Source organism: Acinetobacter sp. WZC-1, from assembly GCF_052544965.1.
Window position 1 is genome coordinate 1,443,631 of the sequence record NZ_CP199370.1, and the last position, 12,798, is coordinate 1,456,428.

The following is a 12,798-nucleotide window of genomic DNA, read 5'->3' on the forward strand; positions in this document are numbered from 1 at the left end:
TTCAGTATTTATTACACAGGACGTGTTTTTTATAAAAACTATGCAGGATAAATCCAGCAATTGTTACACAACACTTTAAAAATAAACGATGATCCACTATAGTGGTAAAAACAAGGGTATGAACAGGCCTGAGTTTCTTCAGTCTGTACTTAATCGTGTTATTGGCTGGTGATTCAGTAGTCGAAAACAGAATCGGTTTGAGATGATGGGTGTGTTGAAACGCAGTGGTTTATTGCTTGCATTTGCAACAATATTTTTACAGTTTGCAGTTTTTTTACAACCGCTGCTTCCTGAGCAATATCAGATTTCTCCGGTCTGCGAAACGATTGAGCATTCGCTATTGCGTCATTATTCCAGTCCATTGCATGACCAGACTGGGCAGTTCCATTTAAATCACCGGCATTTACAGGCCGACCAGCTGCATGAAGACTCGATATCGGATCATCACCATGATATCAGGCATGAGTGTCCGTATTGTACATTCTACGGCAATCTGATTTTACCACCTGAACTGGTCATGCAGGAAATTCTGGTTCGTATTCAGATACGATTACTGGCATTTGCTGAAACATTCCAGCATATTTATTTTCAATTACAACGTCTTTTTTTGATTCCTCAGGGCCGGGCCCCACCTCTGATCCTTACGTAAATCTATCATCCGATGCAATGAAAATTAAATCGATAATGTATTACTGTGAAATAGAGACGAATCATGATGAGCCAATTTTTCCTGAATGTGCAGGGACAACCAATTCATACTTTTTTCAGGCAGAAAAATCCATCCCCTGTAAAACAGCATTATTTTAATATATTTCAGACAGATGCTGAAAAACCTGGACCAGAGTGCCTGGCCCATACAGTGGATATAGCCATTCAACGACTGAAAATACGGGAGGTGATGCCATGACTTTAGGTTTTACAGCGCTTGAACTGGCCAGAATCCAGTTTGCCTTTACCATCTCATTCCATATTATTTTTCCGGCCATTTCCATCGGATTGGCAAGTTTTCTTGCTGTACTGGAATGGCGATGGCTGAGAACACAGAATCCCGTATATCAGGATTTATTTAAATTCTGGGTCAAAATATTTGCAGTTTCCTTTGGAATGGGCGTGGTCTCCGGGGTGGTAATGAGTTACCAGTTCGGTACCAACTGGAGTGAATTTTCACGGATTGCCGGCAGTGTCACCGGTCCATTGCTGACCTATGAAGTTCTGAGTGCCTTCTTCCTGGAAGCCGGCTTCCTGGGAATCATGCTGTTTGGATGGGGTCGTGTCGGACCGCGGGCGCACTTCTTTGCAACGGTTATGGTTGCAGTGGGTACCTGTATTTCCATGTTCTGGATTCTGTCATCCAACAGTTGGATGCAGACGCCACAGGGCTTCAGTATTGAAAATGGCATTATTGTGCCACAGGACTGGTTTGCCATTGTATTTAACCCGTCATTTCCTTATCGCCTGGCACACATGGCAGCCGCTGCATTCCTGGTCACCGCCTTACTGGTGGCTGCAACAGCAGCATGGCATTTACTGAAAGGCCGCCGTGATACGCTGGTGAAAACATCATTTTCCATGGCGCTATGGATGTTGCTGGCACTTGCACCCTTACAGGCCATGATTGGTGATCAGCATGGCCTGAATACGCTGAAACATCAGCCGGCAAAACTGGCAGCAATGGAAGGCCATTGGGAAACCAATAAGGATGAGGGGATGCCGTTGTATCTGTTTGGTATACCCGATATGCAGGCGGAACAGACCCGATATGCTGTCGGTATTCCGAATCTGGGCAGTCTGATTCTCACGCATAGCATGAATGGTGAGGTTAAAGGACTGAAAGAGTTTGCACCGGAGGACCGCCCGAATTCGCTGGTGATTTTCTGGAGTTTCCGCATTATGGTCGGATTGGGCATGCTGATGATTCTGCTGGCCGTGGCAGCACTCTTTCTGCGCAGAGGTGGTCGGCTTTATGAAAATAAATGGCTGCATCGTTTTGCATTCGTCATGGGACCGTCTGGATTAATTGCCTTACTCGCCGGCTGGTTTACCACGGAAGTGGGACGTCAGCCCTGGGTGGTTTATGGGATCATGCGGACAAAGGACGCCTTGTCTCCCGTTTCTGCTGAGCAGGTCGGATTGACACTGGTGATTTTTGTCATCGTGTATTGTGTGGTTTTTGGTATTGGCATCTATTACATGCTGAAACTAATGTATAAGGGGCCTCAATTTGTGCATGCAGATCCGGTTGCGCATGGTGGTGTTGCGGTCATTCAGGCATCCAGACGCCCCTTGAGCAGTGTGGAAGAAAATCTGGATCAGAATACCACGACAAGCTCTGAATCTGACCAGCAGGAGAACAAATCATGATTGATTTATCTTTAATCTGGGTCGTCATTATTGCGGTTGGCGTGTTTATTTATGTGGTGTTGGATGGTTTTGACCTGGGCATTGGCATTTTATTTCCATTTATTCAGGGACAGCAGGAACGTGATGTCATGATGAACACCGTTGCCCCTGTCTGGGATGGCAATGAAACCTGGATGGTGCTGGGTGGTGCAGCACTGTATGCCGCTTTCCCAATGGTCTATGCAACCGTATTATCGGCGCTGTATATGCCAATTATCCTGATGGTAATTGCCCTGATTTTCCGTGGTGTGGCCTTTGAATTCCGTTTTAAGGCAAACCGTACAAAACACCTGTGGGACAAGGCGTTTATTGGGGGGTCCATCCTGGCGAGTTTTTTCCAGGGCATGATTCTGGGTGCATATATTCAGGGCATTAAAGTTGAAAATCATATCTATGCCGGTGGTGGTCTGGACTGGCTGACACCATTTTCAGTGTTCACTGGAATTGGCGTGGTTGTGCTTTATGCAGCACTGGGCTGTGGATGGCTGATTTTTAAAACCGAACTGGCATTACAGCAGAAAATGTATCAGCTCATGCCAAAGCTGATCGTTGCATTGTTCATTATTTTCGGTGCAGTCAGTATTTATACACCACTGGCGCATCCTGAAATTGCAGCACGCTGGTTCAGTCTGCCGCAATTACTGTATTTCAGTCCTGTGCCGGTGCTGGTGATCCTGTTTACGGTACTGGCCTTGCGTGCATGTAAAAATCACCATGAACTCAGCCCATTTGTCTACACTCTGGCGCTGGTGTTTCTCGCGTATACAGGCTTTATGATCAGCCTGTGGCCTTATATCATTCCGCCCTCCATTACCATTTGGGATGCCGCAGCACCAGAAAGCAGTCAGCTGTTTACACTCATTGGCGCACTGATTCTGATTCCGATCATCCTGATGTATACCGGGCTGTCCTATTGGGTCTTTCGACATAAGGTACGTATTGGGGATGATGGCTATCATTAAGCCCTGTTTTTATCCATACAATGAAGCAGGAGGTGAGCGAAATGAAAATTTCGGACAAACTCTCTAAAACCCAGTGGTTTATTTTACTGTGGCTGGCCGGTTTTCTGGGCCTGGCGGTGATCGCAGGGGCATTCAGATTGCTGATTCAGCTGGCGTATCTCTGATCTGTATGATTTCAGCGCCAGCTGGTTTGTATACCTGAATTTGTTCATTCGGGAACCACAGTGAATGGATTCCATAAAAATGGCCTGATCAATCAGGCCATTTTTTTAGTATTTGTTCAAACTGACAAAAGTCAGAATGTTTTTGAATCGGGCTGGTGTTCATCTTCATCATCCGTAATTGCAGACGACTCATCACCATAGACCATGCTGGCTTTACTCATTTCCGTGAAATACTGATTGACCTGATCATGAAACAGTACATACGAGCTCATTATTGCCACATAAAGTACTAATAGCAGGGCCATAAAAATAACATAAATGGACCCCAATAATTTTTCAGACTGTTCGGTTGCCCGGAATGGACCATATTGATTGGCTTCGGTCGACCCTCTGGCCACACAGACATAAATCATAAAAATCAGATTGATGAATGGAACCAGGGTGAGCAACCACAACCAGCCGCTTTTATTCAGATCATGTAAACGGCGAATGGTGATACAAACCGTCGCAACCATAAAGCCCACCACGCTGATCAGAACCAGTACAAGGGCGATCATTGCAGTCGGGGGGAAGCTTTGGCCTGTGGGAATGAAAAAGCTGATGGCGATCAGTGGCAATATAACCAGCAATGCCATGCTATATATTATGACAGAAATAAAATACCACGCCAGATAGGACAGGCGGGTAAAACGCCCTTTAGGAGAAAAGGGGTGATCTTTATATGTCTGAGTATCAAAAGGGCTCATTCTTCAACCTATGTTAAAAAATCATCATTTTCTATGGAAAATGTTAAAAAAACCGCTATATTCTAATAAAAAACGACAAAATAAACAGCCATTCTCAGTGAATTGCAATAAATATCCCATATTTCCAGTATGGACGCTGCCTGTTTTGGTAAAGAGTCGGGCTGAGACCAGGCTGATTCACAGTGGGCGATTTATCATCTGCCAGTGTTCTCAATTCATGAGACTGTCATTTTAGCTTTCTAACATAAGGTTGGTTTTTAATGGAAAGTTAATGAGAAAAATGAAAAAAGCAGCATTGATGGCAGCATTACTGGGCACTTCACTGATCACTGCATGTTCTGACGGCGACAATGGCCAGGATGGTCTGAACAGCCTGATTAATCAGACAGCACTGACACTTGGCAATGATGAGTGCTGGACCGCAGGCACACGTATGGACAGCGGCCTGGATAAAAATAAAAATGGCCTGCTGGACCCGGATGAAATTCAGCAGAGTACAGCTCAGTGCGGACCGAATCTCTTTGCCCAGGGTGCCGTGTTGCCTTATACCATACTGGCCCGGTATAGCGCCAATGGCAGCACCATTGACAGCGATTTTGAAATACACCACGGTGGTTTTGGCTCTGATGTTGCGGCGCATCCAACCAATAAAAAACAATTTTATGCAATGACGGATCGTGGACCCAATGCTGATTATGACGATGGTGTCCATGGTGCAGGCAAGATTTTCCCGGTGCCGGACTATACCCCGGAGATTGGTTTATTTGAAGTGCAGGACAATGGCACGGTTCAACTGATTAAAACCATTCGCTTAAAAGACCGCGACGGCAAGGCAATCAGCGGATTACCTAATACCGCAGCCCTGGGGGGAACAGGTGAAACACCTTATGATGTAAATGGTCAGGTCATTACTGTTGATGCCACCCGGCCATATGACCCGGTAAATAATCCAGTCAAACTGGATGACTATGGATTGGACAGTGAAGGTCTGGCGGCCATGAACGATGGTACGTTCTGGGTAAGTGATGAATACGGCCCGCATATTGTGCATTATGATGCAGATGGTAAGGAAATTGGCCGGATCAATCCATTTACAGCAGATCAGCGGAATACCTTTAATCTACCGAATGAATTCAGTTATCGCCGGGCCAACCGGGGCATGGAAGGTCTGACCGTCACACCGGATCAGAAAACCCTGGTGGGCATCATGCAGTCCACCATGAACCTGCCTGACAAAACAGTCAATAAATCCACCTTAACCCGTATTGTGACCATCAACCTGGAAACAGGAAAAATCGGGCAGTATCTGTATCGTCAGGAAATTAACGAAAACTCAAACTCAGCCATTGTGGCTCTGAGCGATAAACAGTTTCTGGTCCTGGAACGGGATGGCCTGTTCTTACGGGACACGCCGAACATTATGAAACATGTGTACAGAATTGACCTGAGCGAAGCAACTGACCTTGAAAGTATAACCGCACAGGGGGATATGCAGCAGGATGATAAGCTCGGCCTGACCATTGCCGGTAAAACCCTGGAACAATACGTACTGGACAAAGGGTGGGAGGGTTTACAGGCGCTGAACATTCAACCGGTCAGTAAAAGCCTGGTGCTGGACGTTGGCAAACGGCTGAATTATCCGCATGACAAAATGGAAGGTCTATGGCTGATCGACAATCAGCATCTGGGCCTCGTCAATGATGATGACTTTGGTTTATGGTCAAACAAAAAAGGCATGGAACAAAAATATCTGGATACGGGCCGTAAGCGTATGGATGCTTCAACCCTTTATATTGTGGATCAACTGAATTTATCCGGAAAATAAAATCATATTAAACACAACATGATGCCAATTTTATCAATAATGAGGATACAGAACATGCACAAGACACTTATGGCGGTTCCACTGATCAGTCTGAGTTTATTCTCGGCGCAGCTTTATGCTGATGTTCCGGCAGTGACCTCACGGGAATATAAGCTGTTACTCAAACCTGAACAGTTCAGTTACAGTGACGAAGCAAACAATGTCAATGCTTATTTTAAGAAAGCCAGAACTGCGATTCAAAATAAGATTAACCGTGATGTCACAGGTGATTTAACGCTTGATAAACAACGGGAAGTCCGCTTTTACGATACCAAAGGCAGTTGTCCTTTAAATGCCATGGGCTACAGTCTGCGTGAACGGGTTGAAGATGGTAAACAGGAAGTGACTTTAAAATATCGGGGGTATGACCATTATCTGGCCAGTTTTGAAGATCTCAGCAGTGATGTTTCCGGCGCAAAAACCAAGTTTGAAGATGATATTACCCGTAGTGGGGGAATAGGCTTCCTGGTTGCAGCCAGTAAATCAACCACTGTACCCACCAAACGGACTATCAATGACTTTGAAGATATCAATACCTTATTTTCAGGTTTTAAAAACAACTACAGTTTCAGTAACAGTCAGGCACTACAAACCGTTGGTGGTCTGACGGTTTATGAGCGGACCTATAGCGGCGCAACCATTGACCTGGGTGAGTTTGACGCCGATCTGGAACTCAGTTTATGGTATACGCAACAACCTTATTCGGGTTTGAAACCGACATTGGTTGAAGTCTCATTTAAGTACAAAGACAAAAATGCAGAATATACCAAAAAAGTGGTTGGACGGGCTGCATCAGGTTTTGGCGCGCTGAAGGAGCTGAGTCAATATAATGCGGCAGCAAGCGCATTAAGCAAGACTCAGTTTGTTTATCAGTATCAGCCGGATTTCTGTACCAGTTCTTAAATGCCGCTCAGACGTTCCGCATATTCAGATCAGCAAAGCTGAGGTATTGAATAGGCTTTGTTGCACAAAGATTTAAAAGGCATATTTCTTCTAAACCTACCAAATTTAAGATATAACTTGGGTATGAGGTCTGCGTAATTCGGTAAATTTATTCAGTATCTGAGCAGCACTGCTGCGCAAGGTGCATGAATTTCATTGACCTGGCTTTCAAAGTTACCTGCACTGAGTATCTTCCAATAATCTGATACAGTGCAGCACCTTTGTTTCGACCAGACTCTGTCGATGGTAACCCGACCATTTTTTCCATATGGTTCTGCCTGAGCGCTTAACTGTCCGAAGCAATTCATTTCTTTGCTGTGAACTGATTCCTGTATTTTTCCAGGGCCGGGCATTTTTTCGGGGTGGAATCACTGCATGCGCCTGTCGATCTGAAATCACCTGCCGGCAGCATTTCGTATCATAAGCTCCATCGCTATAGACAGAATTAATTGGTTCATCCTGTGGAATTTGATCGAGTAAATCACCGAGTACCTGTGAATCACTGACATTGTTTGTTGTCAGCTGAACTGCCCGTATTTGTAAGGTTTCAGCGTCTATCGCAATATGTAATTTAAGCCATTTCCGACGATATTCAGGCTGATGTTTTTTGCGTTTCCATTCACCTTCACCTAAAAATTTCAAACCTGTAGAGTCAACTAACAGTTGAAGTCCATCACTGCTTTTTTGATAGCCAATGGCAATATTAATATGTTTGTGTCGTCTACAAATCGTCGTGTAGTCTGATGCTTTCCAATCTAATCTACTGAATAGCCACTAAGTTTGTCGATACCGAATAGTTAGATAAAATAGCTAATTAAGAGGTGTTTTTATGAGTGGCAAACGATTTACCGAAGAGTTCAAGATTGCAGCAGCGCAGCAAGTCATTGAGAAAGGCTACAGTGTTGCAGAGGTTGCGGGAAGATTAGGCACAACGACCCATAGTGTTTATGCTTGGGTTAAGAAATACTTTCCTAAAACACCCCAAGCTACTGCTCTTGAAGATCAAACCAAAGAGTTGGCTCGATTAAAGAAAGAGCTGCAACGAGTTACAGAAGAGCGTGATATCTTAAAAAAGGCCGCGGCGTACTTCGCCAGCCAGTCAAAATGAGGTACGCCTTTATCAAGGATCACCAGCAGGTCTGGTCAATTTATAGAATGTGCTCGGTACTGGAGGTTCATCCCAGTGGCTATTATGCATGGTTGAAACAACCTTTGAGTGCTACAGCCAAACGTAGCAAACAACTGTCAGGCCTGATTAAACAGTTTTGGTTAGAGTCAGGCGGTGTATATGGCTATCGCAAGATTTTCTGTGACTTGCGTGATATTGGTGAGCCTTGTGGAGTTAATCGTGTACATCGACTGATGCGACAGGAAGGCTTGAAATCCCAACGTGGCTATCGAAAACCAGGATATTCAAAGGGCTATCAACCTATTGTTCAAGCCAATACATTAGATCGGCAGTTTAATCCTGCACAGCCAAATCAAGCATGGGCAACAGATATCACTTATATCCGTACTCATGAAGGCTGGCTGTATTTAGCTGTTGTGATTGACCTTTTCTCAAGGTTAGTCGTTGGCTGGTCTATGAAACCAATGATCACTAAAGAGCTAGTTCTTGATGCTTTATTGATGGCAGTTTGGCGTAGATCGCCAACAAATAAAGTATTGGTTCACTCTGACCAAGGTAGCCAATATACCAGTCATGAATGGCAAGCCTTTCTGAAGCAACATGGTTTGGAAAGCAGCATGAGCCGTCGCGGCAACTGTCACGATAATGCTGTGGCAGAGAGCTTTTTCCAATTACTGAAACGAGAAAGAGTTAAACGGAAAATATATTCAACGCGTGCTGAAGCTAGATCAGATATATTTGAGTATATTGAGATGTTCTACAACGTGAAACGTCGCCATGGTGCTAACGACCAGCGGTCGCCAAAGGACTTCGAGACGTTTTATGAAATGAAGCTGGCGTGTATCTAGATTCTTAGTGGCTATTCACTCTTTTTTTATGCGTCCATCCCAGCTTATGAAGTGTTGCCAGTATGACATCATAGGAAACTGCATATCCGAACTGGTTTTTAAAAAGTGGAACCAGGTCTTTTGCCTGTGAGAATTTTGTATTTTCAACAAATACTTTGAAAGCAGGTAGATCCCTAATGGTTGAAGGTCTGCCGACATTGACAAGTTTAGGCTGAGCCAGCTGTCCTGCCTGCTGTTCAAGCAGAATCCAGTCATCCAGTGTTGTCCGGGCGATATTGAAAGTTGTGCAGGTATTCGATTTATGACCACTCTTTCGGTAGAATTCCATGACTTTCCGGCGTAAATCTTCTGAATATATCTTTGGCATATGCATAAACAATTTAAAGGACTTTACCCATTGTAGCTCAAAAAATGCATTTTGCTATATGATGTCATATTGGCAACACTTCATAAGCTGGGATGGACGCATAAAAAAAGAGTTTCCTCTACTAAATGAGAGTTTTTATTATTTGTGGTTGGAATGTTTATCGTTCAGTAAAAAGATATTTAGTTTAGTCAAGAGTAATATTTTCCAAATGGAAAAGAATCAAAATGAAAAGTTTACTGTTGATTACCATGTTATAATTTTCATCTCAACTTTCCATCGCTTTCATATATAAATGTCTGAATCTGAAATAGAAACCCACCCACTTCAACCATTTTTGCCTGAAAAAGCAAAGTTGTTGATGCTCGGTAGCTTTCCACCGCCCAGGGAGCGCTGGAAAATGGAGTTTTACTATCCCAATTATCAGAATGATATGTGGCGAATATTTGGGCTGATATTTTTTCAGAATAAAGATTATTTCCTGGATGTGCCAAATAAAAACTTTAAACAACAACTGATCCGTGATTTTCTGACGGAACAGGGCATTGCCATATTTGATACGGCTTACCGGGTGACCCGTTTAAAAGGCAATGCTTCGGATAAGTTTTTACAGATTGATACGCCAACTGATGTATACCAACTCATGCAGGACATTCCCTGTTGCCGGCATATTATGACAACCGGTGACAAAGCCACCGATACATTACTGTTGTCCATGCCTGCAGGAACCGAAAAGCCTTTAATTGGTTCATCTGTAACGACGTATTTTGCTGAGCGTGAAATCAGATTGCATCGCATGCCGTCTTCCTCCCGGGCCTATCCGTTGGCACTGGACCAGAAAGCTGATGCATACCGGGAGTTATTTTTGGAAATAGGCTTACTATAAGTAAGTAAAATACAGAACCAAACCGGAATGGATATGCTATATTGGTTAAACTTTAATTTCTTAAACTATGAACCCGGCCATATGGATCATGCAAATTTTTTGGCCATTGCTACACAGACAACCACTGCAGCACAGACCATAATCATCGACAAACTGACATATTCCCTGAGTAAAACCGCAGATAAGGTCAGGCCAATAAAAGGCTGTAATAACTGAATCTGTCCCACCTGGGCAATTCCTCCCAGCGCGAGCCCCTTATACCAGAAAAAGAACCCAATCAGCGTACTGAACAGGGAAACATATAACAGTCCCAATACAGTGCTCAGGCTGATCTGTGAAGTGCTCGGCGGGAAATAGTACAACATGCATATCAGCATCAGCGGCATGGCAACCACCAGTGCCCGGAAGATCACCTGCCATCCTCCCATTTCACGGGATAAACGCCCACCTTCTGCATAGCCCAGACCACAGATCAGCACTGCGGCAAGCATATACAGATCACCCATCTGAAAGTGCTGTTCATGATGATTGAGTATCATAAAACTGGCTACAAAACAGCTGCCCATGACTGAAAAGAACCAGAATAGAATGCCAGGCCGTTCTCTGGCTCTGAGTACACCAAAAATGGCTGTTGCCAGTGGAAGCAAACCTACAAAAACCAGGCCACGGGCAGAACTGATGGTTTGCAGTGCCAGTGCGGTCAGCAGTGGAAAGCCAATAACTACACCGGAGATCACAAGCAGCAGTGATTTCAGCTGCTGATATGAGGGTCGGGGCTGCTGCGACAGTATTAAACAGAATAATCCAATGATGCCTGCAATGACTGCCCGGGCAGCCGTTAAAAACTCCGGACTGAGCTCCTGCACGGCAATTCGGGTGGCAGGCATGGAGCCTGCAAAAATAATGACGCCTGCCAGACCATTTAACCAGCCGGTATTTCTTTCATTCATGCTGAATCACTCATTGAATTTATGTTGATTAAACGGGGATTCAGCTATTATTCATAGATACAATGCAGTACAATTTAAAGTTACTGTTATGGTTATTTAAGCAGTACGGTTTTAATTGTATTGATCACGGTGAATCAGATATGGCGATGACAAAAATTGAATGGACCATACAGGTGATTAAGAATCAGATCGCCACAAAAAGCCTGTTGCCTGGTTCACGTTTATCTTCGGTGCGTCAGTTTGCAACACAGCTCAACTGTTCAGTTTCCACAGTGGTTGAGGCCTATGCCCGGTTGGTTTCCGAAGGTGTGATTGAATCAAGAGTCGGCTCAGGCTATTACGTGCTGGGAAAACCGTCAGCGTCAGGTTTTGTGGAAACTGAAACGCAATATGACCGTGAAGTGGACCCGTTATGGGTGTCAAGACAATCACTTGAGGCACGGCAGGATGTATTGAAGCCCGGTTGTGGATGGCTACCGCTTGAATGGATGCCGGAGCAGAGCATCCGAAAGGCATTAAAACAGACAGCACGTGCCGATATTCATTTATTAATCAGCTATATGGAACCTTATGGGCATCTGGGATTAAGACAATATATTGCCCGTAAAAAAGAAAATCATGGTTTAAAAATCAATACGTCGCAGATTTTAATTACCGACTCAGGCACCCAGTCCATTGACCTGATTTTCAGACTACTGCTGCAACCGGGCGATATTATACTGATTGATGATCCATGTTATTTCAACTTTCAGGCCCTGATCAAGGCGCATCGCTTACGGGTTATTACAGTTCCCTTTACTGAAACCGGGCCGGACCTCGGCCACTTTGAACAGGCGCTGAGCTTGAAACCGCGTGTTTATCTGACCAATTCTGGCATTCACAACCCAACAGGGGCCTGTCTTTCCGTTCAGAACGCTTACCAGGTTGCAAAACTGGCAGAACAGTCCGGCCTGATTATTATTGAAGATGATATCTTTGCTGATTTTGAATATGCCCCGGCGCCACGTTATGCTTCGTTCATGGGCTTTGAACAGGTGATTCAGATTGGCAGTTATTCAAAAACCCTGTCTGCTTCCATACGCAGTGGCTATGTGGTGGCACATTCAGACATCATTGATAAGCTGATTGATCTAAATATTGCAACGCATTTCAGTTGTAGCCATCTGAATGCTGAAATTATTTATCAGGCGCTGATGGACAGCGGTTATCCCAGACATCTGGAGTGGTTAAAAAAACAATTGATCAAGTCGATGAATGACGCAGTTAAAAGGCTGCAAAATTTAAATATTCATCCGTGGATCATTCCCAGAGCTGGAATATTTCTCTGGTGCCGGCTACCTGAACATGTTGATGCATCTGAATTGTCTAAAATCTGTCTGAAACAAGGGGTGATTCTTGCGCCGGGCAGCTCCTTCAGTCAGGCCGGCAGTGCAGGGCAGTTTATGCGTTTTAATGTCGCTCAGTGTATTGATAAACGGATTTTCGATGTGCTGGCAGAGGCGATGCAGACGTTTCAGCCGGATTTACAGCGCTGACAGGATGT

Annotated in this window: 12 protein-coding genes and 1 pseudogene; 9 read left to right on the plus strand and 4 right to left on the minus strand. The window is 44.5% G+C overall.

Annotated elements, in window-relative coordinates; genetic code table 11:
• The first annotated feature begins 205 nt into the window (after nt 1–205).
• From ACT6PV_RS06645 to ACT6PV_RS06660, 4 genes are all read left to right on the plus strand, one after another.
• A complete protein-coding gene (locus ACT6PV_RS06645) occupies nt 206–649 on the plus strand; it encodes a DUF2946 family protein (RefSeq protein WP_445117049.1) in 444 nt (147 codons plus the stop codon).
• Nucleotides 650–903: 254 nt separating this feature from the next.
• On the plus strand, nt 904–2,361 hold the full coding sequence (locus tag ACT6PV_RS06650; protein WP_445115640.1) for a cytochrome ubiquinol oxidase subunit I: 1,458 nt from the start codon (nt 904–906) through the stop codon (nt 2,359–2,361).
• Nucleotides 2,358–3,362, plus strand: coding sequence for a cytochrome d ubiquinol oxidase subunit II (gene cydB, locus ACT6PV_RS06655; protein WP_445115641.1), 1,005 nt, complete (start codon nt 2,358–2,360; stop codon nt 3,360–3,362). Before ACT6PV_RS06650 ends, cydB begins: the two co-directional genes overlap by 4 nt.
• A 41-nt stretch (nt 3,363–3,403) precedes the next feature.
• On the plus strand, nt 3,404–3,526 hold the full coding sequence (locus ACT6PV_RS06660) for a DUF2474 domain-containing protein (RefSeq protein WP_445115642.1): 123 nt from the start codon (nt 3,404–3,406) through the stop codon (nt 3,524–3,526).
• A gap of 131 nt (nt 3,527–3,657) precedes the next feature.
• Here ACT6PV_RS06660 and ACT6PV_RS06665 read toward each other — a convergent pair whose 3' ends face one another.
• Entirely contained in the window at nt 3,658–4,272 is a 615-nt protein-coding gene (locus ACT6PV_RS06665) for a DUF805 domain-containing protein (RefSeq protein ID WP_445115643.1), read from the minus strand.
• Between the two features lie 280 nt (nt 4,273–4,552).
• Between ACT6PV_RS06665 and ACT6PV_RS06670 the strand changes: the two genes are divergently transcribed.
• Together ACT6PV_RS06670 and ACT6PV_RS06675 are read left to right on the plus strand one after the other, a co-directional pair.
• Nucleotides 4,553–6,097: an esterase-like activity of phytase family protein gene (locus ACT6PV_RS06670; RefSeq protein WP_445117050.1), complete on the plus strand. Its 1,545-nt coding sequence runs from the start codon at nt 4,553–4,555 to the stop codon at nt 6,095–6,097.
• Between the two features lie 69 nt (nt 6,098–6,166).
• Nucleotides 6,167–7,039 carry a hypothetical protein gene (locus ACT6PV_RS06675; protein ID WP_445117051.1) on the plus strand — a complete coding sequence of 291 codons (873 nt, stop codon included), beginning with the start codon at nt 6,167–6,169 and terminating at the stop codon, nt 7,037–7,039.
• A 105-nt stretch (nt 7,040–7,144) separates the two neighbouring features.
• On the opposite strand, the pseudogene ACT6PV_RS06680 reads toward ACT6PV_RS06675, so the two are convergent.
• Nucleotides 7,145–7,837 (minus strand): annotated as a pseudogene (locus ACT6PV_RS06680) (IS5 family transposase); the annotation flags it as partial.
• 70 nt (nt 7,838–7,907) lie between these two features.
• On the opposite strand from ACT6PV_RS06680, the gene ACT6PV_RS06685 reads away from it, so the two are divergent.
• Nucleotides 7,908–9,055 (plus strand): IS3 family transposase gene (locus ACT6PV_RS06685; protein ID WP_445114756.1). Its coding sequence is split into 2 segments (ribosomal slippage): nt 7,908–8,154 and nt 8,154–9,055, totalling 1,149 coding nucleotides; the frame shifts between segments, so codons are not numbered across the junction.
• A gap of 4 nt (nt 9,056–9,059) precedes the next feature.
• Here ACT6PV_RS06685 and ACT6PV_RS06690 read toward each other — a convergent pair.
• On the minus strand, nt 9,060–9,422 hold the full coding sequence (locus ACT6PV_RS06690) for a helix-turn-helix domain-containing protein (protein WP_445115644.1): 363 nt from the start codon (nt 9,420–9,422) through the stop codon (nt 9,060–9,062).
• A gap of 292 nt (nt 9,423–9,714) precedes the next feature.
• On the opposite strand from ACT6PV_RS06690, the gene ACT6PV_RS06695 reads away from it, so the two are divergent.
• On the plus strand, nt 9,715–10,305 hold the full coding sequence (locus ACT6PV_RS06695) for a uracil-DNA glycosylase family protein (RefSeq protein WP_445115645.1): 591 nt from the start codon (nt 9,715–9,717) through the stop codon (nt 10,303–10,305).
• 86 nt (nt 10,306–10,391) lie between these two features.
• Here ACT6PV_RS06695 and ACT6PV_RS06700 read toward each other — a convergent pair whose 3' ends face one another.
• Nucleotides 10,392–11,255 carry a DMT family transporter gene (locus tag ACT6PV_RS06700; protein ID WP_445115646.1) on the minus strand — a complete coding sequence of 288 codons (864 nt, stop codon included), beginning with the start codon at nt 11,253–11,255 and terminating at the stop codon, nt 10,392–10,394.
• A gap of 140 nt (nt 11,256–11,395) precedes the next feature.
• Between ACT6PV_RS06700 and ACT6PV_RS06705 the strand changes: the two genes are divergently transcribed.
• Nucleotides 11,396–12,790, plus strand: coding sequence for an aminotransferase-like domain-containing protein (locus ACT6PV_RS06705; protein ID WP_445115647.1), 1,395 nt, complete (start codon nt 11,396–11,398; stop codon nt 12,788–12,790).
• Nucleotides 12,791–12,798: the final 8 nt, after the last annotated feature.